This is a genomic window from Actinoplanes sp. M2I2 (assembly GCF_023544445.1).
Classification (GTDB): domain Bacteria; phylum Actinomycetota; class Actinomycetes; order Mycobacteriales; family Micromonosporaceae; genus Actinoplanes.
In genome coordinates, this window is sequence record NZ_JALPVJ010000001.1 from 462,692 (window position 1) to 488,353 (window position 25,662).

At 68.8% G+C, this 25,662-nt stretch carries 24 protein-coding genes and 1 tRNA gene; 18 read left to right on the forward strand and 7 right to left on the reverse strand.

Annotated elements, in window-relative coordinates:
- Nucleotides 1-22: 22 nt before the first annotated feature.
- A complete protein-coding gene (locus HJC40_RS02210) occupies nt 23-769 on the reverse strand; it encodes a transcriptional regulator (RefSeq protein ID WP_249997901.1) in 747 nt (248 codons plus the stop codon).
- Nucleotides 770-804: 35 nt separating this feature from the next.
- Nucleotides 805-878: transfer RNA gene (locus tag HJC40_RS02215), tRNA-Leu, on the reverse strand.
- Nucleotides 879-1,028: 150 nt separating this feature from the next.
- Between HJC40_RS02215 and HJC40_RS02220 the strand changes: the two genes are divergently transcribed.
- The 10 genes from HJC40_RS02220 to polA all read left to right on the forward strand — a co-directional run bounded on the left by HJC40_RS02220 (nt 1,029) and on the right by polA (nt 12,267).
- The gene (locus tag HJC40_RS02220) at nt 1,029-1,652 is read left to right on the forward strand and encodes an ANTAR domain-containing response regulator (protein ID WP_249997902.1); all 624 of its coding nucleotides are present in this window, start codon (nt 1,029-1,031) and stop codon (nt 1,650-1,652) included.
- A 208-nt stretch (nt 1,653-1,860) separates the two neighbouring features.
- Nucleotides 1,861-3,027, forward strand: coding sequence for a branched-chain amino acid ABC transporter substrate-binding protein (locus HJC40_RS02225; RefSeq protein ID WP_249997903.1), 1,167 nt, complete (start codon nt 1,861-1,863; stop codon nt 3,025-3,027).
- An 84-nt stretch (nt 3,028-3,111) separates the two neighbouring features.
- Complete coding sequence (locus HJC40_RS02230; RefSeq protein ID WP_249997904.1) at nt 3,112-4,062, forward strand: branched-chain amino acid ABC transporter permease; 951 nt, start codon at nt 3,112-3,114, stop codon at nt 4,060-4,062.
- On the forward strand, nt 4,059-5,165 hold the full coding sequence (locus HJC40_RS02235) for a branched-chain amino acid ABC transporter permease (RefSeq protein ID WP_249997905.1): 1,107 nt from the start codon (nt 4,059-4,061) through the stop codon (nt 5,163-5,165). Before HJC40_RS02230 ends, HJC40_RS02235 begins: the two co-directional genes overlap by 4 nt.
- A gap of 54 nt (nt 5,166-5,219) precedes the next feature.
- Nucleotides 5,220-6,113, forward strand: a complete 894-nt coding sequence (locus HJC40_RS02240; RefSeq protein WP_249997906.1) for an ABC transporter ATP-binding protein — start codon at nt 5,220-5,222, stop codon at nt 6,111-6,113.
- On the forward strand, nt 6,103-6,813 hold the full coding sequence (locus tag HJC40_RS02245) for an ABC transporter ATP-binding protein (protein WP_249997907.1): 711 nt from the start codon (nt 6,103-6,105) through the stop codon (nt 6,811-6,813). Before HJC40_RS02240 ends, HJC40_RS02245 begins: the two co-directional genes overlap by 11 nt.
- Before the next feature lie 28 nt (nt 6,814-6,841).
- Nucleotides 6,842-7,747: an ABC transporter substrate-binding protein gene (locus HJC40_RS02250; RefSeq protein ID WP_249997908.1), complete on the forward strand. Its 906-nt coding sequence runs from the start codon at nt 6,842-6,844 to the stop codon at nt 7,745-7,747.
- 7 nt (nt 7,748-7,754) lie between these two features.
- Entirely contained in the window at nt 7,755-8,759 is a 1,005-nt protein-coding gene (locus HJC40_RS02255) for an amino acid ABC transporter permease (RefSeq protein WP_249997909.1), read from the forward strand.
- The gene (locus HJC40_RS02260) at nt 8,756-9,520 is read left to right on the forward strand and encodes an amino acid ABC transporter ATP-binding protein (protein WP_284042524.1); all 765 of its coding nucleotides are present in this window, start codon (nt 8,756-8,758) and stop codon (nt 9,518-9,520) included. Before HJC40_RS02255 ends, HJC40_RS02260 begins: the two co-directional genes overlap by 4 nt.
- A 53-nt stretch (nt 9,521-9,573) precedes the next feature.
- Complete coding sequence (gene polA / locus HJC40_RS02265) at nt 9,574-12,267, forward strand: DNA polymerase I (RefSeq protein ID WP_249997910.1); 2,694 nt, start codon at nt 9,574-9,576, stop codon at nt 12,265-12,267.
- A 34-nt stretch (nt 12,268-12,301) separates the two neighbouring features.
- Here the strand turns inward: polA and HJC40_RS02270 are convergent, their stop codons facing one another.
- Nucleotides 12,302-12,757, reverse strand: coding sequence for a hypothetical protein (locus tag HJC40_RS02270; protein WP_249997911.1), 456 nt, complete (start codon nt 12,755-12,757; stop codon nt 12,302-12,304).
- An 88-nt stretch (nt 12,758-12,845) separates the two neighbouring features.
- On the opposite strand from HJC40_RS02270, the gene HJC40_RS02275 reads away from it, so the two are divergent.
- Nucleotides 12,846-13,772 (forward strand): hypothetical protein, encoded by a 927-nt coding sequence (locus HJC40_RS02275; RefSeq protein WP_249997912.1) that lies wholly within the window; start codon nt 12,846-12,848, stop codon nt 13,770-13,772.
- Nucleotides 13,773-13,886: 114 nt separating this feature from the next.
- On the forward strand, nt 13,887-14,222 hold the full coding sequence (locus HJC40_RS02280) for a helix-turn-helix transcriptional regulator (RefSeq protein WP_249997913.1): 336 nt from the start codon (nt 13,887-13,889) through the stop codon (nt 14,220-14,222).
- A gap of 3 nt (nt 14,223-14,225) precedes the next feature.
- Here HJC40_RS02280 and HJC40_RS02285 read toward each other — a convergent pair whose 3' ends face one another.
- Genes HJC40_RS02285 through HJC40_RS02295 form a run of 3 tightly spaced genes read right to left on the reverse strand, consistent with a single transcriptional unit; the run spans nt 14,226 to nt 15,636 of the window.
- On the reverse strand, nt 14,226-14,570 hold the full coding sequence (locus HJC40_RS02285; RefSeq protein ID WP_249997914.1) for a DUF3140 domain-containing protein: 345 nt from the start codon (nt 14,568-14,570) through the stop codon (nt 14,226-14,228).
- Nucleotides 14,563-14,781 (reverse strand): DUF2945 domain-containing protein, encoded by a 219-nt coding sequence (locus HJC40_RS02290; protein WP_249997915.1) that lies wholly within the window; start codon nt 14,779-14,781, stop codon nt 14,563-14,565. The genes HJC40_RS02285 and HJC40_RS02290 overlap by 8 nt, the downstream gene beginning before the upstream one ends.
- Nucleotides 14,782-14,817: 36 nt before the next feature.
- The gene (locus HJC40_RS02295) at nt 14,818-15,636 is read right to left on the reverse strand and encodes a class I SAM-dependent methyltransferase (RefSeq protein WP_249997916.1); all 819 of its coding nucleotides are present in this window, start codon (nt 15,634-15,636) and stop codon (nt 14,818-14,820) included.
- 327 nt (nt 15,637-15,963) lie between these two features.
- Between HJC40_RS02295 and rpsA the strand changes: the two genes are divergently transcribed.
- The 5 genes from rpsA (at nt 15,964) to HJC40_RS02320 (ending at nt 23,400) form a co-directional block, all read left to right on the forward strand.
- A complete protein-coding gene (rpsA, locus tag HJC40_RS02300; RefSeq protein ID WP_249997917.1) occupies nt 15,964-17,484 on the forward strand; it encodes a 30S ribosomal protein S1 in 1,521 nt (506 codons plus the stop codon).
- Between the two features lie 142 nt (nt 17,485-17,626).
- Complete coding sequence (coaE, locus tag HJC40_RS02305) at nt 17,627-18,811, forward strand: dephospho-CoA kinase (protein WP_249997918.1); 1,185 nt, start codon at nt 17,627-17,629, stop codon at nt 18,809-18,811.
- Nucleotides 18,812-19,162: 351 nt separating this feature from the next.
- Nucleotides 19,163-21,277, forward strand: coding sequence for an excinuclease ABC subunit UvrB (uvrB, locus tag HJC40_RS02310; RefSeq protein ID WP_249997919.1), 2,115 nt, complete (start codon nt 19,163-19,165; stop codon nt 21,275-21,277).
- A gap of 37 nt (nt 21,278-21,314) precedes the next feature.
- Nucleotides 21,315-22,310 carry an N-acetyltransferase gene (locus HJC40_RS02315; RefSeq protein WP_249997920.1) on the forward strand — a complete coding sequence of 332 codons (996 nt, stop codon included), beginning with the start codon at nt 21,315-21,317 and terminating at the stop codon, nt 22,308-22,310.
- A 373-nt stretch (nt 22,311-22,683) separates the two neighbouring features.
- Nucleotides 22,684-23,400, forward strand: a complete 717-nt coding sequence (locus HJC40_RS02320) for a VOC family protein (RefSeq protein ID WP_249997921.1) — start codon at nt 22,684-22,686, stop codon at nt 23,398-23,400.
- 52 nt (nt 23,401-23,452) lie between these two features.
- On the opposite strand, the gene HJC40_RS02325 is transcribed toward HJC40_RS02320, so the two are convergent.
- On the reverse strand, nt 23,453-23,785 hold the full coding sequence (locus tag HJC40_RS02325; RefSeq protein WP_249997922.1) for an antibiotic biosynthesis monooxygenase: 333 nt from the start codon (nt 23,783-23,785) through the stop codon (nt 23,453-23,455).
- A gap of 637 nt (nt 23,786-24,422) precedes the next feature.
- Here HJC40_RS02325 and HJC40_RS02330 point away from each other — a divergent pair.
- On the forward strand, nt 24,423-25,424 hold the full coding sequence (locus HJC40_RS02330) for a TerC family protein (protein WP_249997923.1): 1,002 nt from the start codon (nt 24,423-24,425) through the stop codon (nt 25,422-25,424).
- The last annotated feature ends 238 nt before the right edge of the window (nt 25,425-25,662 follow it).

Genomic DNA, 25,662 nt, shown 5'->3' on the forward strand with positions numbered 1-25,662 from the left:
GCGTCCGCCCGGGGGCGAACGGTCACCACTTCGGGCCCACGAACTCGTCCAGCCGCGCCACCGCCTCCCGGCGCGCCACCGACAGAACATTGGGACGGGCCATTCGCCACGCTATTTCCAGTCGATCGAGGTGCCGGGCACACAAGCCCATGATGTCGACGGATTCATTAACGAAGTTGTAACGCGGGTAGCTGTAGCTGCGGCCATTGCGCACGACACGATTTGTAAAACGGCTGCCGTCGGAATGGAAGAGGCCACGCAGGAACCTTTCCGGATGGCCGTCGATCACTTCGTGCTGCCAATTCGACAATGCGATCACCCGTAGGTGTTTCGCGCCGGGGCCGTGCTGAGGTATGAGGCAGGGCCAATGTGCCCAGTGCGCCCGGACGCTCACGCATCCCGCCCGCTCCTGGAAGCCGGCTGTCTTGGCGCCGCAGGCCTCGACGGCGTAGGACACCTCGTGGATGAGCCCTGGGTAGCGCAGGTCACACGCGATCGTCAGGAGCGGAACGCGTTGGGTCATCAGCAGGTGGCCGTCGCCGAGGTATTGGCCCAGCAGGTAGGCATAAGAGTCCGGGTCGTCGATCGCCCGGACCGGCCGATCACAGCGGGGACACCTATTGTCGATCTTGGTAGTCAGTTGCCGCCGGCTGTAGAGCCAGGACGCGACGGTATTGCGCGACAGCCCGAGCCGCCGCCAGATGTCGCTGAAGGGCACGCCGGCGGCGTGCAGTGCGAGAGCTTCCTTGCGCAGACGAGCTGGATGCACGTGGTGATTGTCGCGGAAGGGTACGACAGTTTTTGTGCCCCCGGTGGGATTCGAACCCACACTGTATGGTGTTTGAGACCATCTTCTCTGCCGGTTGGAATACAGGGGCCAGCAGGCTCGCCTTGGAAAAGTTCCGCCGGCCAAGAGGAAAGTTCCTCCCGCCGAGATGAGCCGATGACAGCGTACCCACTACGCTTAGAGCAGCGACACCCGCATACCGGGGTGTCGCAACTTCGGGAACGTTGGGGGTAGGGGTTCCGTGGCCGACTCGCAGGCTGGTGCCGAGCGCAAGCGGGTATTGATCGCCGAGGACGAGGCGCTCATCCGCCTGGACCTGGCCGAGATGCTCGTCGAGGAGGGCTACGACGTCGTCGGTGAGGCGGGTGACGGGGAGACCGCCGTCCGCCTGGCCGAGGAGTTGCGTCCCGACCTCGTCATCCTCGACATCAAGATGCCGATCATGGATGGTTTGGCGGCCGCGGAGCGGATCGCCGGGGGCCGGATCGCGCCTGTCGTGATTCTGACAGCGTTCAGCCAGCGTGATCTGGTGGAGCGGGCCCGGGCGGCCGGCGCGATGGCCTATCTGGTGAAGCCGTTCCAGAAGTCCGATCTGGTGCCGGCGGTGGAGATCGCGCTGTCGCGGTATTCGGAGATCGCCGTCCTGGAGGCTGAGGTCGCCGGTCTGACCGACCGTCTGGAGACGCGTAAGTCGGTCGAGCGCGCCAAGGGCGAGCTGATGACGAAGTATCAGATGACCGAGCCGCAGGCGTTCAAGTGGATTCAGCGTACGGCGATGGATCACCGGATGACGATGCGTGAGGTGGCGGATCGGATCCTCGCCGAGGGTCAGGAAGCGGGCGGAGCGCAACCGGCCACAAGTTGATCTTTGGTTGCCCGGTTGTAACACCGATCCTGGCCCGAGGGTCACCGGACGTAACGGTTCGGTGAAAGCCGCACCGAAGTCTTTTGGCAGGCAGCGCACCTGGGATAGCGTCCCGCCCCATAACGGGGCACGGGTGGTCGCCGGCGCACGCAAGTGCCAATCGATCAGCGGTGGCTCGGTGGGTTCGGTATGGAGGAGGGTTCCAACCTTGAGGCAGGTTCTCGCACGAGCCATCGGCGGGGTGGCCATCATCGGGCTCATCGCCGGTGCCGCTGCTTGTAACAGCGATTCCAGCAGCGACGACACCGCGAGCGGTTCGAACTGCGGCTACAAGCTCGCATACTTCGGCGCTCTGACCGGCTCGGCCGCCAACCTCGGTGTGAACATCGAGCAGGGCTTCGAGCTGGCTATTGAGCAGTACAACAAGACCAAGGGCTCCACGTGCATCGAGGTGGCGAAGTTCGACTCGCAGGGTGAGGCTTCGGTCGCTCCCGGTGTCGCTCGCAGCCTGGTGGCGGACAAGAAGATCCTGGGCATCGTGGGCCCGCCGTTCTCGGGTGAGTCCGAAGCGGCCGACCCCATCTTCGAGGCGGCCGGCATCCCGACCATCACGCCGTCGGCGACGCGGGTGTCGCTGGCGTCGAAGGGCTGGAAGACGTTCCACCGCGCGGTCGCGAACGACGACGCGCAGGGACCGGCGGCGGCCGCGTACATCAAGGACAACCTGAAGGCGACGAAGGTCTTCGTGGCGGACGACCAGTCGGCGTACGGCGCCGGCCTGGCCGATGTCGTCAAGTCGAAGCTGGGTTCGCTGGTGGTTGCCACGGACAAGACCGAGGGTGACGGCAAGCAGGCCGACTTCTCGGCTCTGGTGCAGAAGGTGTCGTCGAGCGGCGCGACCGCGCTGTTCTACGGCGGCTACTACACGAACGCCGGCATCATCCGTAAGCAGCTGACCGCGGCGGGCTGGAAGGGCACGCTGCTGGGTGGCGACGGTATGAAGGACCCGGGTCTGTCGAAGGCCTCGGGTGTGCAGGCTGCGGTCGGCACCGTGGTGACCTGCCCGTGTTCTCCTCCGGAGGCTGCGGGTGGCACGTTCGTCAATGACTACAAGGCGAAGTGGAACGTCGACGCGGGTACGTACTCGGACGTGGCGTACGACGCCGCGAACGTGTTCCTGCAGGGCATCGACGCGGGTAACAACACCACCGAGAAGCTGAACACGTTCCTGTCGACCGTGAACTACAAGGGCATCGCGAACACCTACAAGTTCACCGCGACCGGCGAGCTCGACCCGTCGCTGATCAAGGTGTGGGCGTTCAAGTTCGACAGCTCCGGCGACGCCAAGTCCGACGTGGAGATCAAGACCTCCTGATCGGGTAGTGCGCTAACTCTCTGTTGGGCCGGTGTGGCCGGATGATCTCCGGCCACACCGACCTCGTCGTTTTGGAGCCCTTCTGTGGATTTTTCCGGTCTGATCAATGATTTCGGGCCGCTCACCGTCTCCGGGCTGGCCCAGGGCGCGATCATCGCGTTGTTCGCCCTGGGCTACACGCTGGTCTACGGTGTTCTGCGGCTCATCAACTTCGCGCATTCCGAGGTCTTCCTCATGGGCACGTACGCGTGTCTGATCGTGTGGGGCTGGTTCGGCCTGAACCAGGACTCGGCCGCCCCCTCGGTCGGTGGGATGCTGCTCTACCTGGCCATCGGCCTGATCGTGGCGATCATCGCGTCGGGTCTCACGGCGCTCGCGGTCGAGGTTGTCGCGTACCGGCCGTTGCGCCGGCGCAACGCCCCGCCGCTGGCCTTCCTGATCACCGCGATCGGCGCCTCGCTCTTCATCTCCGAGCTGACCGGTGTGCTGACGCACCGCAATCAGCGTGGTGTTCCGCCGATCATCCAGGCGAAGCCGCTCCTGACGATCGGCGACACCACGATCACGAACCTGCAGCTCCTCATCGTCGTGCTGGCGCTGGTGATGATGTTCCTGCTGGATCGTTTCATCAACGCCTCGCGTCTGGGCCGGGGCATCCGCGCGGTGTCGCAGAACCCGGACAGCGCGGCGCTGATGGGTGTCAACAAGTCGCGGGTGATCGGGCTGGTGTTCCTGCTGGGCGGTCTGATGGCCGGTGTCGCCGCGGTCATGTACAACCTGAAGATCGGTGTCACCCGGTACGACGCGGGCTTCCTGCTGGGTATCGACGCGTTCGCCGCGGCGGTGCTCGGTGGTATCGGTAACCTGCGCGGCGCGCTGCTGGGCGGGCTGTTGCTGGGTGTGCTGCAGGCTTACGCGGCCGGCCTGTTCGGTTCGCAGTGGCTGCACGCGGCGTCCTTCGTGCTGCTCGTCGTGATCTTGCTGTTCCGCCCGACGGGTCTGCTTGGTGAGTCGCTGGGAAGGGCTCGAGCATGAGCGAGAAGGCGAATTTCCGCGAGAACGGCGGCGTGCGGGGCTGGTTCGGCCGGCAGCCGACCTGGGTTCGCAGCGTGGTCGTGGCGGTCGCGCTGGTGCTGGCGTTCCTGCTGCCGTACGCGGGTGATGTGCCGCTGATCGGCCCGCAGATCGTCACCGAGGGCATCGACTGGCCGAGCGCGCTCTTCAACATGTCTTACTACGTGCTGCTGGCCCTGGGCCTGAACGTGGTGGTCGGTTACGCGGGTCTGCTCGACCTGGGTTATGTCGGCTTCTTCGCGGTCGGCGCGTACGGCACGGCCCTGCTGACCTCTCCCGACTCGGTCCTGTACGCGGACACGGGCTGGAAGTGGCTGATGGCGGTGCCGGTGGCGCTGGCGCTGACCATGGTGGCGGGCCTGGTCCTGGGCTGGCCGACGCTGCGGTTGCGCGGTGACTATCTGGCCATCGTGACGCTGGGCTTCGCCGAGATCATCCGCATCTTCGCGACGAGCACGACGACGCTGCGCGGAGACCGTGGTTTCGCGAGCATCCCGCACCCGCCGGGTGAGTGGGGTGGCAAGCCGATCTTCGGTGTGACCGACGCGGTGCCGTACTTCTGGCTCGGTCTGGTGGTCATCATCGCCGTCATCCTGGGTGTGCGGAACCTGGACCGGAGCCGGGTGGGCCGGTCGTGGCTGGCGATCCGTGAGGACGAGGAAGCCGCCGAGATCATGGGCGTGCGGACCATCAAGTACAAGCTGTGGGCGTTCGCCATCGGCGCGTTCATCGGTGGTCTGGGTGGTGTGCTGTTCGCCGGTGAGCAGGGCTTCATCAACTCGCAGACGTTCGTGCTGCAGTTCTCGATCCTGGTGCTGGCCGGCGTGGTCATGGGTGGTTCCGGCAACATGGCCGGCGCGATCCTGGGTGGCGCGCTGATCTCGTACATCCCGGACCGCCTGCGGGGTATCTCGCTGGGCGACACCGACCTGTACGAGTACCGGTTCGCGATGTTCGGCCTGGTGATCATCATCATCATGGTGCTGCGGCCGCAGGGTCTGATCCCGAGCCGGCGGCGGGCGATGGAGCTCAAGGACAGGGAGAAGGAGGTGGCTCCCCAGTGACCCAGCGAGGCGAAGGCTTCCCCGGGCTGTCCCGGAGCGAAGCGGAGGGCTGTCATGTCTGAGCCGCACATGGAGACTCCTGAGGAGCTCGACCGGGCCAATGAGCGCCCGGTCGACGAGGCCGCTCCCACCGGCAACCCGGGTGGGGCGACGACCTCGGATTCCGTACGGGGTGAGGACGTCCTTCTCGAGGTCGACCACGTGACGCTGCGGTTCGGCGGTGTCGTGGCGCTCAACGACGTCAGTTTCTCGCTGCGCAAGGGCGAGATCTTCGGTCTGATCGGGCCGAACGGCGCCGGCAAGACCACCTGCTTCAACGCGATGACGGGTGTCTACCGGCCGACCAGCGGGGCCATCCGGTTCCAGGGCGAGTCGGTCGTCGGGAAGAAGAAGCACGAGATCACCCGGGGTGGCATCGCCCGCACGTTCCAGAACGTGCGGCTGTTCCCCGAGATGACCGCGCTGGAGAACGTCATGGTGGGCGCGGACGCGCACCACAAGACGAGCGTGCTGAGCGCGCTGTTCCGTCTGCCGCGGTTCTGGCAGGAGGAGAAGTCGGGTCGCGCCCGGTCGATCGAGTTGCTGCGTTTCGTCGGGATCGCGCACCGGGCGGGCGATGTCAGCCGTAATCTCTCCTACGGTGAGCAGCGCCGGCTGGAGATCGCCCGTGCCCTCGCGACCAATCCCACCCTGCTTTGCCTGGACGAGCCGGCCGCCGGCTTCAACCCGGCCGAGAAGGAGGATCTGCTCCGGCTGATCCGCAAGATCCGTGACACCGGCGTGACGGTGCTGCTCATCGAGCACGACATGCGCCTGGTCATGGGCGTCACCGACCGGATCGTCGTGCTGGAGTTCGGCAAGAAGATCGCCGAAGGGACGCCCGCCGAGGTGCGGGACAACCCGGCGGTCATCGCCGCGTATCTGGGGGTGCCCACCGATGCTGCTTGAGGTCGACAACGTGACGCTGGCGTACGGGCGCATCCAGGCCCTGCACGGCATCAGCCTGACGGTCGGGCAGGGCGAGGTGGTGGCGCTGATCGGCGCGAACGGCGCCGGCAAGTCCACCACGATGCGGGCCATCTCGGGTCTGCGGCCGGTGGCGCAGGGCTCGATCAAGTTCGACGGCGAGGACATCACCAAGCTGCGTGCCGACCTGCGGGTCGTGCGCGGTGTCTCGCAGTCGCCCGAGGGCCGGGGCATCTTCCCGGGCATGACGGTCCGGGACAATCTCGAGATGGGCGCCTACACGCGGCGCAACCGGTCCGAGATCGACGAGGACATGCAGCGGGCCTTCACTCTGTTCCCGCGGCTCAAGGAGCGCGAGAAGCAGCCCGGTGGCACTCTGTCCGGTGGCGAGCAGCAGATGCTCGCGGTCGGCCGGGCGCTGATGAGCCGGCCCAAGCTGCTGCTGCTCGACGAGCCGTCGATGGGTCTGGCGCCGATGCTGATCCAGCAGATCTTCGACATCATCGTGGAGATCAACCAGCAGGGGACGACCGTGCTGCTCGTGGAACAGAACGCCCAACAGGCCTTGTCCCGGGCGCATCGCGCGTACGTTCTGGAGACCGGCCGGATCGTCAAGGAAGGCACCGGCGCCGAGCTGCTGAACGACCCGGCCGTCAAGGACGCCTATCTCGGCGTCGCGTGACCCGATTTTCTTTCGAGTAGGAGTCATCATGTTCCGCACCACCCCCGGCCGCCGGGCGATCCTCGGCCTGGCCGCCGCGGCGGCGCTGACGTTGTCGTTGGGCGCCTGCGGCTCGGAGTCGGACGACTCGGGTTCGAGCGGCGCCCCGGCGCCGAGCGCGTCCGCCGACACCGCTCTGGCCGACAAGGTCCCCGCCGACATCAAGAGCGCGGGCAAGCTCACCATCGGAACCGACTCGTCGTACGCGCCGAACGAGTTCCTCGACAGTGACGGCAAGACCGTCATCGGTTTCGACGTCGACCTGTTCAACGCGGTCGCCCAGAAGCTGAACCTGACGACCGAGTGGACCTCGGCCACGTTCGAGAGCATCATCCCGGGCGTGACCACCAAGAAGTACGCGGTCGGGGTGTCCTCCTTCACGATCAACGCGGACCGGATGAAGGAGGTCAACATGGTCTCCTACTTCTCGGCGGGCACCCAGTGGGCCGCCAAGACCGGGGTGACGATCAACCCGGACGACGTCTGTGGCAAGAAGATCGCCGTGCAGACCGCCACCGTGCAGGTCGACGACCTGAACGCCCGGTCCAAGAAGTGCACCGACGGCGGCAAGGCCAAGATCACGATCGACCAGTACCAGAAGCAGTCGGACGCCACGAACGCCGTGGTGACCGGCAAGGACGAGGCCATGCTGGCCGACTCCCCGATCGTGGCGTACGCGGTGAAGCAGACCAACGGGCAGCTCGCGCTGGTCGGCGACATCTACGACGCGGCGCCGTACGGGTACGCGATCGCCAAGGACCAGACCGAGTTCGCCGGCGTGATCGGCGAGGCGGTGCAGGCGCTCATCGCCGACGGGACCTACAAGCAGATCCTCGACAAGTGGGGCGTCACGGCTGGTGCGATCACCACGCCCGCGGTGAACCCGTCGGTCTGATCCACGCATGAGCGACGAGACAAGTTCCGGACGGGCACGGCCTGAAGCGATCAAGGCCGTGCCCGTGCGGCGCCCCGGCCGCTGGGTGGCCCTGGGCGTCATCGCGATCCTGGTCGCGATGTTCGTGCACCTGCTCGTGACCAACGACCGGTTCCGCTGGTCGTTCATCTTTTTGGAGTATCAGGACGGCAAGCGCGGGGTGATGTTCACCGAGCCGGTCCTCGAGGGCCTGCGCGGCACCATCCTGCTGACCCTCACGTCGATGGCGATCGGCATCGGCCTGGGCGTCGTCATCGCGATCATGCGGTTGTCGACGAACCGGATCCTGTCGTCGGTGGCGTTCGTCTACACCTGGTTCTTCCGGGCGGTGCCCCGCCTCGTGCTGGCGGTGCTGTTCGGAAACCTGAACATCCTGTGGGAGCGGGTCGGCTTCGGCCTGCCCTTCGGCACGCAGATCGGCAAGCTGTTCGGTCTGGACGGCTTCGACGGGCAGTTCTACAGCATCAAGGCCAGCGACCTGCTCGCCGGTTTCGTCGCCGGCATGCTGGCCCTGGGCCTGTCCGAGGCCGCCTACATGGCCGAGATCGTGCGCGCCGGCATCCAGTCGATCGACCCCGGGCAGTCCGAGGCGGCGGTCGCGCTGGGCATGTCCCGCGGAAAGGTGCTGCGCCGGATCGTCCTGCCGCAGGCCATGCGGGTGATCGTGCCGCCCACCGGCAACGAGATCATCGCGATGGTCAAGGACACGTCGCTGGTGGCGTTCGTGCCGGTGACCTTCGAGCTCTGGTTCCAGCTGACCCAGGTCTCGGCGCGTACCTTTGTGGTCCTGCCGGTGATCGTGGCCGCGCTGATCTGGTACCTGATCCTGTGCACCGTGCTGATGATCGCGCAGTTCTTCGTGGAGCGGCACTTCAGCAAGGGGTATGGGTCCGCGGGCAAGGCCAAGCAGCGGCTGCGGAACATCCAGGCCGAGCAGGGTGGCCGGTTCAGCGGGACAGGGGAGAGCGGATGACCGACGAGATGGTGCGGGCCGACAACGTGCACAAGTCGTTCGGCTCGCTCGAGGTGCTCAAGGGCGTCGACCTGGCCGTCCGGCCGGGTGAGGTGTGCTGCGTGCTGGGGCCCTCGGGCTCCGGCAAGTCGACGTTCCTGCGCTGCATCAACCACCTGGAGAAGGTCAACGCCGGCCGGATCTTCGTCGACGGTCAGCTCATGGGCTACCGCGAGCGCGGCGGCAAGCTGCACGAGCTGGGTGAGAAGGACGTCGCCAAGCAGCGGCAGTCGATCGGCATGGTGTTCCAGCGCTTCAACCTGTTCCCGCACATGACGGTGCTGCAGAACGTCATGGAGGCGCCGTGCCGGGTCAAGGGCGAGAACAAGTCCGAGGTCCGCGACCGGGCGCTCAGCCTGCTCGAGCGCGTCGGCCTCGGCGCCAAGGTCGACAACTACCCGGCTCAGCTCTCCGGCGGCCAGCAGCAGCGGGTGGCGATCGCCCGGGCGCTGGCGATGCGGCCCAAGCTGATGCTCTTCGACGAGCCCACCAGCGCGCTCGATCCTGAGCTGGTCGGCGAGGTCCTCGACACGATGAAGGGCCTGGCCCAGGACGGCATGACCATGATCGTGGTGACCCATGAGATCGGGTTCGCCCGCGAGGTCGGCGACAACCTGATCTTCATGGACGGCGGGGTCGTCGTCGAGCAGGGTCCGCCGCGCGACGTGATCAGCAACCCGCAGCATGAGCGAACCAGGGCATTCCTCAGCAAGGTGCTGTAAGCGGGCGGGGGGCTCCCGGTTTCTGTCGGACCCGGCGACTAGAGTTCCTGGACGTGAGCAACGACGCCGAGACCCCCCGTTTGCTGCTGCTCGACGGCCATTCCCTGGCCTACCGGGCCTACTTCGCGCTGCCGGTGGAAAACTTCAGCACCCAGACCGGCCAGGCGACGAACGCGGTGTTCGGCTTCACGTCGATGCTGATCAACATGCTGCGCGACGAGAAGCCGACGCACATCGTCGTCGCCTTCGACGTCTCCCGCGTCTCCTTCCGCACCGAGCAGTACGCGGAATACAAGGCCGGCCGGTCCGAGACTCCCAAGCCGTTCCTTGGTCAGGTCAGCCTGATCAAAGAGGTGCTCGAGGCGCTGCGCATCCCGGTGGTCGAAAAGCCCGGTTTCGAGGCCGACGACGTCATCGCCACCCTGTCCACCCAGGCCCGCGAGTCCGGCTTCGACGTGATCATCTCGACCGGCGACCGCGACGCGTTCCAGCTGGCCGGCGACAAGACGACCATCCTCTACCCGGTGCGCGGCGTCTCCGAGGTCTGGCGCATGACGCCCGAGGCGATCGAGGCGAAATACTTCGTCCCGCCCGACCTCTACCGGGACAAGGCCGCCCTGGTCGGCGAGACCAGCGACAACCTGACCGGGGTGCCCGGCGTCGGCGACAAGACCGCGGCAAAGTGGATCAAGGAGTACGGCGGTCTCGACGGCATCATCGCCAACGCCGACAAGATCAAGGGCAAGGCCGGCGACAGCCTGCGGGCCCACCTGGCCGAGGTCATGCGCAACTACGACCTCAACCGGCTGCGCACCGACCTCGAGCTGCCGCTGCGCCCCGAGGACGTGCGCTGGCAGGGCTGGGACCGCGAGGCCGTCCACCAGGTCTTCGACGCGCTCGAGTTCCGGGTCCTGCGCGAGCGCCTCTACTCCTACCTCGAGGCGGTCGAGCCCGAGGCCGAGGCCGGCTTCGACCTCGACGGCCGGGCGCTGGGCGCGGGCGAGGTGGCCCCCTGGCTGGCCGCCCACGCCGCCGCCGCGCCGGTCGGCGTGGCCGTCACCGGCACCTTCGGCCGCGGCACGGGCACGCTCACCGGGCTGGCCGTCGCGACCGGCGACGGCCCGGCCGCCTGGTTCGACCCGGCCGCCCTCGACGAGACCGACGAGCGCGCCGTCGCCGACTGGCTCACCGACCCCGACCGGCCCAAGGTGCTGCACGACGCCAAGCCGGCCTCGCTGGCCATGCGGGCCCACGGCTGGCACCTGACCGGCGTCCGGGTCGACACGGCGCTCGCGGCCTACCTGGCCAAGCCCGACCAGCGGGCGTACGACCTGACCGACCTGGCCCTGCGCTACCTCAAGCGCGAGCTCCGGGTCGAGGAGCCCACCGACGGCCAGCTCGACCTGCTCGCCGGCATGGGCGACGAGGGCGCCGCCGAGCAGAACGTGATGCTGCGGGCCCGCGCCACCCTCGACCTGGCCGACGTGCTCACCGAGGAGCTGTCGCGCGACGGCGGCGAGTCGCAGAGCCTGCTCATGGAGGTCGAGCAGCCGCTGTCCGAGGTCCTCGGCGAGATGGAGCGCCTCGGCATCGCCGCCGACACCGACTACCTCTCCGAGCTCGAGGCCCACTTCGCCGCCGAGGTCAAGGCGGCCCAGCAGGCCGCGCACGCCGAGGTCGGCCGCGAGTTCAACCTCGGCTCGCCCAAGCAGCTGCAGGAGATCCTCTTCGTCGAGCGCAACCTGCCCAAGACCAAGCGGATCAAGTCGGGCTACACCACCGACGCCGACGCGCTGCAGAGCCTGTTCACCCAGACCGGCGACCCGCTGCTCGAGCACCTGCTGCGCCACCGCGACGTCGCCAAGCTCAAGTCGACCGTCGACGGGCTGCTCAAGTCGGTCTCCGACGACGGGCGCATCCACACCACGTTCAACCAGACCGTCGCGGCCACCGGCCGGCTCTCGTCGACCGACCCCAACCTGCAGAACATCCCGATCCGCACCGAGGAGGGCCGCCGCATCCGGCGGGCGTTCGTCGTCGGCGAGGGCTTCGAGCAGCTGATGACGGCCGACTACAGCCAGATCGAGATGCGGATCATGGCGCATCTGTCCAAGGACGAGGCGCTCATCGCCGCGTTCAACTCCGCGTTCGACTTTCACGCGGCCACCGCCTCGTCGGTGTTCCACGTGCCGGTCGAGCAGGTCGTGCCCGACCAGCGCCGCAAGATCAAGGCGATGAACTACGGCCTGGCCTACGGTCTGAGCGCGTTCGGCCTGTCCAACCAGCTCACCATCCCGACCGACGAGGCCCGCGGCCTCATGGACGAATACTTCGAGCGCTTCGGCGGCGTGCGCGACTACCTGCAGGCCGTGGTCCGCCGGGCCGTGCAGGACGGCTACACGGCCACCATCCTCGGCCGGCGGCGCTACCTGCCCGACCTGTCCAGCGACAACCGGCAGCGCCGCGAGATGGCCGAGCGGATGGCCCTCAACGCCCCCATCCAGGGCTCCGCGGCCGACATCATCAAGATCGCGATGCTGCGGGTCGACGCCGCGCTCAAGGAGACCGGGCTCAAGTCCCGGATGCTCCTGCAGGTCCACGACGAGCTGGTCTTCGACGTGGCTCCGGGCGAACGCGAGCCGCTGGAAGAGCTGGTCCGCCGCGAGATGGGCGGCGCCTACCCGCTGTCGGTCCCGCTCGAGGTCTCCGTCGGCCACGGCCGCGACTGGAACGGCGCCGACCACTGACCTACGGCGGAGTCTCCGGCATCCGGGCCGCGGCCTACGCCGGGACGTCGGGGCGGCGGCCCGCGATCGCTCCGAAGACGGCACCGGCGGCCAGCGATCCGGCGGCCAGGGCGCCGAACCAGAGCCAGAAACCGGAGCCGGGCAGCGCCACCAGCACGACGGCGGCGATCAGGGCGCCGGCCACCAGACCCGCGGCCAGGGGCAGCGGGGCGTCGGCCGGACGGCGCGCCACCGCGATCGCCAGCGGAACGAACAACGCCACGTAGGGCGCGGGCCACCCCACCGGGACCGGCCCGCCCCTGACCCCCAGGAAGATCAGGGCCGCGAGCAAACCGAGGACGACGGCGGCGACGGTCTGCACCAGCAGATAACCGGCCCGCCGCCCGGCCGGGGCCGCCCCGTCCCCCGGTTCCGGCTCGCCCCACCCGAACCACATGGTCAAGACCTGCAGAAGCTCGCGCACCGGCGTGCGCGCGTCGTCCCGTGCCATGGCTCCACCTTAGAGCGGGGCGGAAAATCTCGATGGGCTTCGATAGAGTCGGCACGCCCAGACATCGAAGATCCACGGGGGAAAAACCTTGTCTATGCGTACCGTGATCGGCCGTGGGCTGATCGCCGCGTCCCTGCTCACCGGCGCCGCTCTCGGCGTCGCCGCCCCGGCTCAGGCCGCCGACACCGACCTGGCCATCAGCGCGACCCGCCTCGTCCTCGAGCCGGGCGAGCGCGGCTACACCGGCACCTACCACGTCACCGTCACCAACACCGGCGACGAGCCGGCCGGGGCCTCCGTCCGCATCGTCGAGCCGGTCGCCGGCTCGTTCCGCGGCCTGCGGCCCAGCGAAGCGTGTCTGTACGACGGTCCGGTCTCCGGCCGTCGTGTGATCGGCTGCGGCCTGCCCGGCGGCGAGCTCGCTCCCGGTGAGGTCCGCAAGTTCCGGATCGACTTCGGCGTGCTGACCACGCCGCGAGATGTCGCGATGAGCGCCGCCGACACCACCACCCAGCTGGTCCGGTCGGGCGCCGACACCGTCCTGGCCACGGCGACTTCGCGCACCCTGTTCCGGTCCACCACCGGCGTGCTGACCCGTCCGCAGCCCTACGTGCAGGACGTGCAGACCGACCTCTCGGTCACCTCGCCCGGCGAGGTCACGCTGACCCGGCAGGGCGACGGCAGCTTCCTCGGGACGCTTCCGGTGACCGTCCGCTGGGGTGGCGACGCCCCGCACGACGAACTGGCGCTGGAGACCCTCGTGCCCGAGGGCTTCGAGTTCGCCGGGGCGGGCAACGACACGATGTGCATGTTCCCGTGGTGCTACCTCGCCGGCGGGCCGTTCGCGCCGGGCCAGACCAGCACTCTCGACCTGCAGATCACCGCACCGGCCGGGACACCCACCGGCACCACCGGCACGGGCACGGCCACGGCCGTCGCGTCCTGGAGGTACACGGAGCAGACCGACATCGACCCGGCTGACAACACCGCGTCGTTCCGGATCGTCGTCGGCTGACCTGACGGCGTACGCTCTCCGCGGCCGCGTATGCCGCGGCTGCGGAGAGCCAGCACGCCGTGACCTGTCGCGGTTGCGGCGCTTTGCAAGGGTGACGCGATGGGGAGCAGCACGATGGAAAACGCCGCCGCCGGGAGAGGACCGCTCACCCGGGAGCCGATGCAGCCGGCCCAGGCCGACGCGTTCGCGCCGATGTTCAAGGCGCTCGGCGATCCGGTGCGTCTGCGACTGCTGTCGATGATCGCCTCAGCGCGCGGCGGCGAGGTCTGCGTGTGCGACCTGACCGGCGAGTTCCACCTGACCGGCCCGACCATCTCGCACCACCTCAAGGTGCTGCGCGAGGCCGGCCTGGTCGACAGCGACCGCCGCGGCACCTGGGTCTACTACCGGATGATCCCGGCGGCGCTGGCGGTCATGGGCACCCTGCTCGAGACCGGCATCCCGATCTGACGCTCACTTCTTGAGCGGGTCGTGGCCCCAGTTCATCAGCGAGTACCGCCACTTGGTGTCCTCGATGTCGCCCTTGGGGTGCTGGGCGAGGTGCCGGTGCACGTAACCGACGACCTTGCGCATGTGCGCCTCGTCGGCCTCGGTGAGGTCGCCCTTCTTCGTGCCGAGGATCTTGATGATCTTCCGGCCGGAGTCGTGGCCGACCGATTCGCCGCCGCCCGAGGGCTTCTGGCCCACGTCCTTGGACTCGTCGGACTTGAGCCACTTCTCCAGCTCGCTCGCCGTCATGTTGACCGCCTCGCGGAACTCGGCGTACACGTCCTTGGTGTCGCTGTCCTGCTCAGCCATCCTTCTTCAGCGCTCCCGGCTTGTGCACGGCCTCGCGCCCGGTCTTGTCGCTCTTGACCTTGTACTGCGGGTCGTCGGGGGAGGCGTCGACCGTCCGTCCGGCCGCCTCCGTCCGCTTCGTGATCTTCTGCTCGACCTCGCCGTGGACGTTCTGCCCGTGGCTCTTCCAGGTCACGTCGTCGCCCTTTTTCAGGCTCTTCTCCTCGGCCATGAGGGTCGGATACCCGGCAACGGCCTGCGGAAACGGTCAGCCCGTGAGGTCCGACACGAAGATCGCGGTGCCCGGGAAGAGCCGGCCCCGCAGCGGGCTCCACTGGCCCCAGATCTGCTCGTGCCCGGCCGGCCACTCCGGCTCGACCAGGTCGCGCAGCGCGAACCCGGCGGCCACCAGCTCCCGCACCCGGTCGCCGAGCGTGCGGTGCTGCTCGACGTAGACCGGCACGCCGTCCTCGCCGGTCTCCACGTACGGGGTGCGGTCGAAGTACGAGTTGCGGACGATCAGCCCGTCCTCGCCCGGCTCGTCCCAGAAGATCCAGCGCATCGGGTGGGTGATCGAGAAGACCCAGGAGCCTCCGGTACGCAGGACGCGCGCCACCTCGCGCATCGCCGCGCCCGAGTCGGCCACGAACGGGACCGCCCCGAAGGCCGTGCACACGATGTCGAATACGCCATCCGCGAACGGCAGCGCCAGCGCGTCGGCTTGCACGAGCGGGACGCGTACGCCCGTACGCCGCTCGGCCGCCCGCGCATGCCGCAACATGCCCGCGGAGAGATCGAGGGCAGTCACCTCGGCGCCCTGCCCGTCGAGCCAGCGGGCGCCCGCGGCGGCGCCCGCGCCCAACTCGAGCACGCGCCGGCCGCGCACGTCGCCGAGCAGCCGCGCGTCGGCCTCCCGCAGGCCCTCGGGGCACCACACGAAGTCCAGGTCACCCAGGAAGGCGCCGTGCTCGGCCTGGTACTCGTCGGCGTCGGCGTCCCACCAGCCACGGCTGGCGACCCGGCTCTCGGCGTCGGTGATCGGCCGCCGCCGTAGCTCACCGGCGGGCGGCGGGTTGATCTCGGTCACGCCGACACGGTACGGCAGGGCGTGGCGCCGTCCCGATTCACCACATTACGGTCATGCTGCGGGGTTTCGGTCGAACATTGTGCCTGGCTCGTCAGGAGGGCTTGCAACCTGTGGTAATGCGCACGGTAAGCTAGTCGATGCGCTCGCGGATCGTGTGCCTCGGCAGGGAGCAGGTTCCGTGGTCGTCGGTCTCGACATGATCGACTGCAAGGATTCTGGTCCTTTCGGACTGCCCGGTCCTTCTGATGTTGTTCGTGCCGTGCCCGCCGGCAGTTCCGCGGCGCGCGAGAGACACCACGAATCCATCCGTTCGGAGCAACAGTCCACATGACGAGCAGCATCGAGGCCACCTCGAGCGCCAACCGGGTCACCGTCGACGATCTCGGGTCCGAGGAAGCATTCCTCGCCGCCATCGACGAGACCATCAAGTACTTCAACGACGGCGACATTGTCGAAGGCACCGTCGTCAAGGTCGATCGGGACGAGGTCCTGCTCGACATCGGCTACAAGACCGAGGGTGTCATCCCCTCGCGCGAGTTGTCGATCAAGCATGACGTGGACCCCGCGGAAGTGGTGTCGGTCGGTGACCACATCGAAGCCCTCGTCCTCACCAAGGAGGACAAGGAAGGTCGTCTGATCCTCTCGAAGAAGCGCGCGCAGTACGAGCGCGCTTGGGGCACGATCGAGAAGATCAAGGAGGACGACGGCGTCGTTCGCGGCTCCGTCATCGAGGTTGTCAAGGGTGGCCTCATCCTCGACATCGGCCTCCGCGGCTTCCTGCCGGCTTCTCTGGTCGAGATGCGTCGCGTCCGCGACCTGCAGCCCTACGTCGGCCGCGAGCTCGAAGCCAAGATCATCGAGCTGGACAAGAACCGCAACAACGTGGTCCTGTCCCGCCGTGCCTGGCTCGAGCAGACGCAGTCCGAGGTCCGCACCGAGTTCCTCAACAAGCTGCAGAAGGGCCAGGTCCGCAAGGGCGTCGTGTCCTCGATCGTCAACTTCGGCGCGTTCGTCGACCTCGGCGGCGTCGACGGCCTGGTGCACGTCTCCGAGCTCTCCTGGAAGCACATCGACCACCCCTCCGAGGTTGTCGAGGTCGGCCAGGAGGTCGAGGTCGAGGTGCTCGACGTCGACCTGGACCGCGAGCGCGTCTCGCTGTCGCTGAAGGCGACCCAGGAAGACCCGTGGCGCCAGTTCGCCCGCACCCACGCGATCAACCAGATCGTGCCGGGCAAGGTCACCAAGCTGGTTCCGTTCGGCGCCTTCGTCCGCGTGGACGACGGCATCGAGGGTCTGGTGCACATCTCCGAGCTGGCCGAGCGGCACGTCGAGCTGCCCGAGCAGGTCGTGCAGGTGGGCTCCGACGTCCTGGTCAAGGTCATCGACATCGACCTCGAGCGTCGTCGCATCTCGCTGTCGCTCAAGCAGGCCAACGAGGGCTTCGTCGAGGGCGAGGAGCACTTCGACCCGACCCTCTACGGCATGGCTGCCACGTACGACAACGAGGGCAACTACATCTACCCGGAGGGCTTCGACCCCGAGACGGGCGAGTGGCTCGAGGGCTTCGACAAGCAGCGCGAGACGTGGGAGAAGCAGTACGCCGACGCCCGCGAGCGCTGGGAGGCGCACACCAAGCAGGTGCAGGCGTCCCGCGACGCCGACGCCGAGGCCGCGCTCAACCCGACCCCGGTCGGTGCGGCGACCACCTCGTCGTCGACGTCCACGTCGTCCTCGACCTCGTCGAGCTCGCCGGCCCCGGCGCGCGCGAACGAGGAGCCGTCCGGCACCCTGGCCACCGACGAGGCCCTCGCCGCTCTGCGCGAGAAGCTCGCCGGCGGCAAGAACTGACCCAGCCCTTGAGCTGAGCCGGTCCGCATCACGGAAAGGCCGCCCCGACTCCGGTCGGGGCGGCCTTTCGCCTTTTTCAGGCCGGATTTCTGTCCGCGGCCACGGGCTGTTCCGTTCCCGGCCGGGCAGCAATACTGGTCGAGTGCTCAAGGTGGGGTTGACCGGCGGGATCGGTGCGGGCAAGAGCTCGGTGGCGCGGCGCCTGGCCGAGCGGGGTGCGGTGATCATCGACGCCGACGCGCTGGCCCGCGAGGTGGTCGCCCCCGGCACCGACGGGCTGGCCGAGATCGTCACGGCGTTCGGGGCGGGCGTGCTGACGGCCGGCGGTGAGCTCGACCGGCCCGCCCTGGCCGCCCAGGTCTTCGGCGACGACCAGGCCCGCCGCCGGCTGGAAAAGATCATCCACCCCCGGGTACGCGCCCGGACCGCCGAGCTGGTCGCCGGCGCCCCGGCCGAGGCGGTCGTCGTCAACGACGTGCCGCTGCTGGTCGAGACCGGGCTGGCCCCCTCGTACCATCTGGTGATCGTGGTCGAGGCCGGCCGCGAGGTGCGGGTCCGGCGCCTCGTCGAGTCCCGCGGCATGACCGCCGAGCAGGCCGGGGCCCGCATCGCCGCCCAGGCCGACGACACCGCGCGCCGCCGCGCCGCCGACGTGGTGCTGACCAACGACGGCCCGCTCGACGAGCTGAACGCTCAGGTCGACCGGCTGTATGCGACGAGGCTACGGCCGTACGAGGAGAATTTGCGCCTGCGGGCCTCTGCCCGCCCCGACCGCCGGCTGCACATCGCCGACCCCGACCCCACCTGGCCCGACCAGGCCGCCCGCCTGATCGCCCGGATCGAGCACGCGCTGCCCGCGGGCCACCCGGTGTCGCACATCGGCTCGACGGCCGTGCCCGGACTGCCGGCCAAGGACGTCATCGACCTCATGCTGGCCGTGCGCACCCTCGACGAGGCCGACGTGCTGGCCGACCGGCTGGCCGCGGCCGGCTTTCCGAAGCGGTCGGGCGAGTGGGTCGACAACGCGCGCGGCATGCCCGGCGAGACCTGGCCCAAGCGCCTGCACGGCGGGGCCGACCCCGGTCGTACGGTGAATCTGCACGTCCGGGTGACCGGCTCGCCGGGCTGGCGGTTCGCCCTGCTCATGCGCGACCACCTGCGGGCCGTGCCCGAGGCGCGCGACGGCTACGCGGCGGCCAAGGCGCGGTGGTCGGCCGAGCACCACGACCGTTACACGTATGCCGAGGCCAAGGAGCCGTGGTTCGACGAGGAGGCCCGGGCCGCCGACGACTGGGCCGAGTCCACCGGCTGGCAGCCGGACTGCTGAGCGGCGCGCGACGCGTCCGGGTGACGGAAGAAACGGTCGGGGTCAGCCGTTGGAAGAAGGGCGCTCGCGGCGGCCGGTCTGCGCTGGGCGCGACCACCCGCGGGTGCGCTCGCCGGTAAGCCGGGGCGCAACGACCACGAGCCGGCCGAGGGAACCTGTGGTTGGCCCCGCTCGGTGCCGGGCGGCCGCCGCGAGCGGCCTACCCGATCAGGGTAGGCGCGCCGCACAACCGGGAACAATGCCGCCGGACAGGGCCGAATGTGCACCCTGCGCACGCCCGTCCCACACGGTCGCCCGGCCGCCCGGCGCGACCCGGAAAACTTGTCATACCCCCGACGTACGGTAGGTCCCATGGCGCTCGACTTTCCACGACTCGACGGCCGCTTCGAGGTCGTCAGTGAATTCCAGCCGGCCGGTGACCAGCCGGCCGCCATCGCCGAGCTCGACCGGCGGGTCCGGCGCGGCGACCGCAACACGGTGCTGCTCGGCGCGACCGGCACGGGCAAGAGTGCCACCACCGCCTGGCTGATCGAGAAGCTGCAGCGACCCGCGCTGGTGCTGGCGCCCAACAAGACGCTGTGCGCCCAGCTCGCCAAGGAGTTCCGCGAGCTGCTGCCCAACAACGCGGTCGAATACTTCGTCAGCTACTACGACTACTACCAGCCCGAGGCCTACATCGCGCAGACCGACACCTACATCGAGAAGGACTCGTCGGTCAACGAAGAGGTCGAGCGGCTGCGTCACTCGGCCACGATGTCGCTGCTCACCCGGCGCGACACGATCGTGGTCGCCACCGTCAGCGCGATCTACGGCCTGGGCACCCCGCAGGAATACCTCGACCGGTCCGTCGGGCTCAAGGTCGGTGAGGAGGTCGACCGCGACAAGCTGCTGCGCCGCCTTGTCGACATCCAGTATTCGCGCAACGACATGGCCTTCCAGCGCGGCACGTTCCGCGTGCGGGGCGACACCCTCGAGATCATCCCGGCCTACGAGGAGCTCGCCGTCCGCATCGAGCTGTTCGGCGACGAGATCGAGAAGCTCTACTACCTGCACCCGCTCACCGGTGAGGTCGTCCGCGAGGTCGAGCACCTGGTCATCTTCCCGGCTTCGCACTACGTGGCCGGCCCCGAGCGCATGGAGCGGGCGATCCACCAGATCGAGGCCGAGCTCGAGGAGCGGCTGGCCGAGCTCGAGCGGCAGGGCAAGCTGCTCGAGGCGCAGCGGCTGCGCATGCGCACCTCCTACGACGTCGAGATGATGCGGCAGGTCGGCTTCTGCAACGGCATCGAGAACTACTCGATGCACATGGACGGGCGCTCACCCGGCGAGCCGTCCTACACGCTGCTCGACTACTTCCCCGACGACTACATCACCGTCATCGACGAGTCGCACGTGACGATCCCCCAGATCGGCGGCATGTACGAGGGCGACGCGTCCCGCAAGCGCATCCTCATCGAGCACGGCTTCCGGCTGCCCAGCGCGGCCGACAACCGTCCGCTGCGCTTCGACGAGTTCCTCGAGCGGGTCGGCCAGTCGGTCTACCTGTCCGCGACCCCCGGCCCGTGGGAGATGCAGCAGGCCCAGGGGGAGTACGTCGAACAGGTGATCCGCCCGACCGGCCTGGTCGACCCCCAGGTGGTGGTCAAGCCGACCAAGGGCCAGATCGACGACCTGATGCACGAGATCAAGCTCCGCACCGAGCGCGACGAGCGGGTGCTGGTGACGACGCTGACCAAGAAGATGTCGGAGGACCTCACCGACTACCTCCTCGAGAACGGCATCCGGGTGCGCTACCTGCACTCCGAGGTCGACACGTTGCGCCGGGTCGAGCTGCTCAAGGAGCTGCGCAAGGGCGACTACGACGTGCTGGTCGGCATCAACCTGCTGCGCGAGGGCCTCGACCTGCCCGAGGTGTCGCTGGTCGCGATCCTCGACGCCGACAAGGAGGGCTTCCTGCGCAGCGGGCGGTCGCTCATCCAGACGATCGGCCGGGCGGCCCGAAACGTCTCCGGCGAGGTCCACATGTACGCCGACAAGATGACCCCATCGATGCGCGACGCCATCGACGAGACCAACCGTCGGCGCGACAAGCAGATCGCGCACAACGAGGCCAACGGCATCGTGCCGACGGCGCTCCGCAAGCGCATCCACGACATCCTCGACGACATCTACCGCGAGGCCGAGGACACCGACGCCCAGGTCACGCCAATGGTCGGCGGGGGCGGCCGGCAGATCTCGCGCGGCAAGGCGCCGGTCCCCGAGACCCGGTCCAAGGGGCGCGGCACGGGTGCCCCGGCGACCAAGGGGATGGCCCGCACCGAGCTGGCCCAGCTCATCCAGGATCTCAACGAGCAGATGCTGGGCGCGGCCCGAGAGCTGCAGTTCGAGCTGGCCGCCCGGATCCGTGACGAGATGGGCGAGCTGAAGAAGGAGCTCCGGGGGATGGACGCCGCCGGGGTGAAATGAGTCGATTCCCGGTGGTGGCCGTGCGTAGTCTGGCCGGATGACCCCGACCGGCCAGACCCCGACCGGCCAGACCCCGACCGGCCAGACCAGCTGGACCGAATTGACCGGCCTGCCGGCGGAGCTTCTCGCCCTCGCCGAACGCTGCCTCGCGGCCGACGGTGGGCTGCCGCTGGCCGCCGACCCCGGCTTCCTGGGGCGGCGCTGGGCGGGGGAGGACGTGTCGGCGTTCGGGCTGCGGGCCGGTGACGGAACCCTGCTGGCCGCCGGCGCCGTCCGGCTCACACCGGCCGGGCCGGCCTTCACCGGGCTGGTCGACCCGGCCGCCCGCGGCCGGGGCCTCGGCTCGGAGCTGCTCGACTACGGCCTGACGCTGACCGGCGGCGACGACAGCCCGGCCGGTGCTCATGCGGCCGGTGCTCATGCCGCGGGTCCCGCGGACGGGGAGCATGACTCCACCGGCGGGGTCGTCACGGTGGAAAGCGAGACGCTGACCGACGACGCGGCGGCGCTGTTCGCCTCGCGCGGGCTGCGGCAGGTGTTCGCCGAGGACGTCCTGCGCATCGACCTCACCGGCACGTCACTGCCCGGGTCGACCTGGCCCGACGGCGCGACCATGACGAGCTGGAGCAAGCCCGTGGCGGGCCGCTTCCACGCCACCTATCACGCGTCGTTCCAGGACCGGCCCGGCTTCCCCGGCGACCCGGCCGACGAGTGGATCGCCGAGAACGAGGACGACGACGACTTCCTGCCCGACTGTTCGCTGCTGGTCACGCTGCCCGACCTGGGCGACGCCGGCTTCATCACCGCGGCCCGCGGCTGGCTGGTCCAGGTCGGCGTGGTGCCCACCGCCCGCCGCCGCGGCCTGGCCGCCGCGCTGATCACCGAGTCCCTGACGCGCATGCGCGCCGCCGGCAACACCCAAGCCCACCTGACCGTCAACGTCAACAACCCGGGCGCGGCCGAGCTCTACCGCCGCCTCGGCTTCACCGACCGCGGCCGCCGAGCCCGCTTCCAACCCGCCTCGCCGGTCTGATCGGGAACCGTCAGCGCGGCTGGGCTCTACCGCCGTCTCGGCTTCGCCGTCCGCGTCCGCCGAGCCCGGTTTCGACCGGACTCGCTGAGCTGGTCGTGGAGGCATCAGTACGTCCGGCTTCTGCCGCGTCTCGGCTTCGCCGACCGGGGGCCGCCGAACCCGCTTCCCACTCGGCTCGCCGGCCTGATCGCGGAGGCATCAGCGTGCCCGAAGCGGGTACACGCCGTTGCGCTCGGGGTCGGACAGCCGAGCGGAGCCGCTCTCGGCGCGATCCCTGTGCGCCGCAGGTCGGGTGGACCGGGCCGCCGGAGCGTACGGGCGACTGGGCCTTGGTGTGGACGTTCTCGGGGGTGAGCCGTTGATGATCCGGTGGGTGGATGCCTTTCTTGACCGGCCGGTCGGGTCGCTGGACGCTGCTGTCGCGTTCTGGGCTTCGGTGACCGGCTCGGAGCCGGCACCGCAGAAGGATCCCGGGTTCGTGCGGCTGACGACGGCCGCGGGCGATGACTGGCTGGAGATCCAGGGTGTGCGCGAGGGGCCCGGCGGCCACCACCCCGATCTCTGGGTCGACGACCTCGCCGCCTTCAACGGGCGGGCGCTCAGTGCCGGGGCCACGATGCTGATCGACCACGGCAGCTGGCAGACGTTGCGGTCGCCCGCGGGGCTGCCCTTCTGCACGGCCGCGTGGCGCGGTCAGCACGTACGGCCGAGGCCTTACAACGGCCCGGCCGGGGTGAGCCTGCGACCGCATCAGCTCTGCTTCGACCTCGCGCCTTCCTTGTACGACGACGAGGTGCGCTTCTGGCAGACGGTGACCGGGTGGCGTCTCGACCCGGGCGAGCAGGAGGACGAGTTCGTGCGGCTGCAGCCCGAGCCGCCGATTCCCGTCCGTTTCCTGGTGCAGCGGCTCGGCGAGGAACGCCCCGCGTCGGCTCACCTGGACGTGTCCTGCTCCGACATTCCGGCCGCCCGATCGTGGCACGAGTCGCTGGGTGCCACGATCGTCGGCGAGTGGCCGCACTGGACGACGCTCCGCGATCCGGCCGGCGGCGTCTACTGCCTCACCGAAGGTGACCCGGCCGAGGACTGAGGCCGCTGCGAGAGCCGACGAGCGCTGCGGACGTGCGGCGGTAGCTGATCGCTCACTCGGTCGTGAAGTTGTGTTCCGGGCCGGGACGGTCGCCGGCCGGCACGTCAAGGTAGTGCTCGACGAGCGGCGGCTTGGCGAAGAACTCGCCGATCAAGCCGCGCCACCGCGGGAAGCGTTCGCTGTTGCGGAAGTTCTCGCTGTGCGCCTCCAGACTCTCCCACTCGACCAGCAGCACGAAACGCGACGGCGACTCGACGCCGCGGGTCATCCGCACCGAGAGGCAGCCCGGTGTGGTGGCCAGGATCGGATGGGCGATCTTGTACGCGGCGGCGAAGCCCTCTTCGGAGCCGGGAATGACGTCGATCAGCGCGACCTCGAGAACCATGGTCGACAGCCTTCCACACCTCCTTCAAACTAGGGTCCTAGGACGCCCACCGAACCGGTGCCAGACCTGCCACGCCGCTGCCAACGGGCTTCCTCCCCGCCGGTATCGGCGGGTCACGTCCACGCCGGTGCTGACGGGCTACTCCAAGCCGGCAGGCGTCGATCTGCCCGTCGAACTGATTGTCTTCGGCGTATCCGGCCGAGTGCCTGAGGGACTGGTTCCCGCGTCAAGGCGGCCCGGCATGGCCTCCGGCGGTGTGCGCGATGCGAAACTTCGGTAGGTATCGCCGCTTTAGTCATGCCGCGGTCTGCCTGATAGCAGGAGTGACCGCGAGGAGTGCCCCCAGGCGAGGTAGCGTGGGAGATGGCCGCTCCGGAGCTTGCCGCAGAATGAGACTCGACACGGTTTGCCGGGGTGCTATGCCGCTGTGCCGTTCCATGCGACACAATGGCTGCCGAAGGAGGGGAGTATTCCTTCGCGCCGGTCTCGTCAACACGGAACGCCCACCCCCTACAGGGCGCGCCCGGGGCCGGCGGTCGCCATAGGCGGCGGAAGAGACCTCCGACAGTCGCACGCCACTGTTCCCGCCACTCCCGGTGCGGGCGCAGCGCCGCACAGTGTCTGCCGGAGGCTTTAGTTGAACATTTCCGCCTGGGTCTGGATCGTCACCCTGGTTGCCGTCCTCGCCGTTCTGGCGGTCGACCTGCTGATCGTCGGCCGGCGTCCGCACGAGCCTTCGATGAAGGAGTCGGGTGGCTGGGTCGCGTTCTACATCGCCCTCGCGCTCGCCTTCGGCGTCGGTATCTGGATCTTCGCCGGCGGGCAGCCCGCGGCCGAGTTCTACACCGGCTGGCTCACCGAGTACTCGCTGAGCGTCGACAACCTCTTCATCTTCATGATCATCATGGCCCGGTTCGCCGTGCCGCGGCAGCTGCAGCAGAAGGTGCTGCTCATCGGCATCGTGCTGGCGCTGGTGATGCGCGGCGCGTTCATCGCTGCCGGCGCCGCACTGATCGCGCAGTTCTCCTGGGTCTTCTACATCTTCGGCCTGTTCCTGGTCTACACGGCCTTCTCGCTCCTCAAGGAGGGCCAGAACGACGAGGACGACTTCAAGGAGAACGTGCTCGTGCGCTGGGCCAAGCGCGCCCTGCCCGTCTCGTCGTCGTTCGGCCCGGGCACGATGACCGTGGTCTCCGAGACCGGCAAGCGGCTGTTCACGCCGATGCTCATCGTGATGATCGCCATCGGCACGACCGACCTGCTGTTCGCGCTCGACTCGATCCCGGCGATCTTCGGCATCACCAAGGAGCCGTACCTCGTCTTCACCGCGAACGTGTTCGCGCTGATGGGCCTGCGGCAGCTGTTCTTCCTGCTCGGCGGTCTGCTCGAGCGGCTGGTCTACCTCAACTACGGCCTGTCCGCGGTGCTCGCCTTCATCGGTGTGAAGCTCTTCCTGGAGGCGCTGCACACCAACACCATCCCGTTCATCAACGGCGGGCACGGCGTGCACTGGGCACCGGAGATCCCGATCTGGCTGTCCCTGCTGATCATCATCGGCACCCTGGGCATCGCCACCGCGGCAAGCCTGATCAAATCCTCCCGAGACGCCAAGAAACCGCTGGCAGGCTCGAACCACTGAGCGGGCGTACCACTGAGCGGGCGTCACTGAGCAGCGGGCTTCACCACTGAGCAGCGGGCTTCAACCATGAGAGCAAGGCTTGTCGCAGCGGGGTGGGTGGTACGGACCGCTGCTCACGCCGAGGGCCGCGGTGCGATGAGCAGGGCGCTGGCGCGCCCAGAGCGCTCATCCCACCCCGGCGACGTGAGTGATGGGTAACGCCCAACTGCAAAAATCAACCCCTCAAGCCACACGGCTT

Bases quoted from the DNA above. Each gene is read 5' to 3' on its own strand.
- HJC40_RS02235 (WP_249997905.1), top strand. From the start codon at position 4,059: ATGAGCGAGAAGGCGAATTTCCGCGAGAACGGCGGCGTGCGGGGCTGG.
- HJC40_RS02240 (WP_249997906.1), top strand. From the start codon at position 5,220: ATGTCTGAGCCGCACATGGAGACTCCTGAGGAGCTCGACCGGGCCAAT.
- HJC40_RS02245 (WP_249997907.1), top strand. From the start codon at position 6,103: ATGCTGCTTGAGGTCGACAACGTGACGCTGGCGTACGGGCGCATCCAG.
- HJC40_RS02250 (WP_249997908.1), top strand. From the start codon at position 6,842: ATGTTCCGCACCACCCCCGGCCGCCGGGCGATCCTCGGCCTGGCCGCC.
- HJC40_RS02255 (WP_249997909.1), top strand. From the start codon at position 7,755: ATGAGCGACGAGACAAGTTCCGGACGGGCACGGCCTGAAGCGATCAAG.
- HJC40_RS02260 (WP_284042524.1), top strand. From the start codon at position 8,756: ATGACCGACGAGATGGTGCGGGCCGACAACGTGCACAAGTCGTTCGGC.
- HJC40_RS02270 (WP_249997911.1), bottom strand. From the start codon at position 12,757: ATGGCACGGGACGACGCGCGCACGCCGGTGCGCGAGCTTCTGCAGGTC.
- HJC40_RS02280 (WP_249997913.1), top strand. From the start codon at position 13,887: ATGGAAAACGCCGCCGCCGGGAGAGGACCGCTCACCCGGGAGCCGATG.
- HJC40_RS02285 (WP_249997914.1), bottom strand. From the start codon at position 14,570: ATGGCTGAGCAGGACAGCGACACCAAGGACGTGTACGCCGAGTTCCGC.
- HJC40_RS02290 (WP_249997915.1), bottom strand. From the start codon at position 14,781: ATGGCCGAGGAGAAGAGCCTGAAAAAGGGCGACGACGTGACCTGGAAG.
- rpsA (WP_249997917.1), top strand. From the start codon at position 15,964: ATGACGAGCAGCATCGAGGCCACCTCGAGCGCCAACCGGGTCACCGTC.
- uvrB (WP_249997919.1), top strand. From the start codon at position 19,163: ATGGCGCTCGACTTTCCACGACTCGACGGCCGCTTCGAGGTCGTCAGT.
- HJC40_RS02315 (WP_249997920.1), top strand. From the start codon at position 21,315: ATGACCCCGACCGGCCAGACCCCGACCGGCCAGACCCCGACCGGCCAG.
- HJC40_RS02325 (WP_249997922.1), bottom strand. From the start codon at position 23,785: ATGGTTCTCGAGGTCGCGCTGATCGACGTCATTCCCGGCTCCGAAGAG.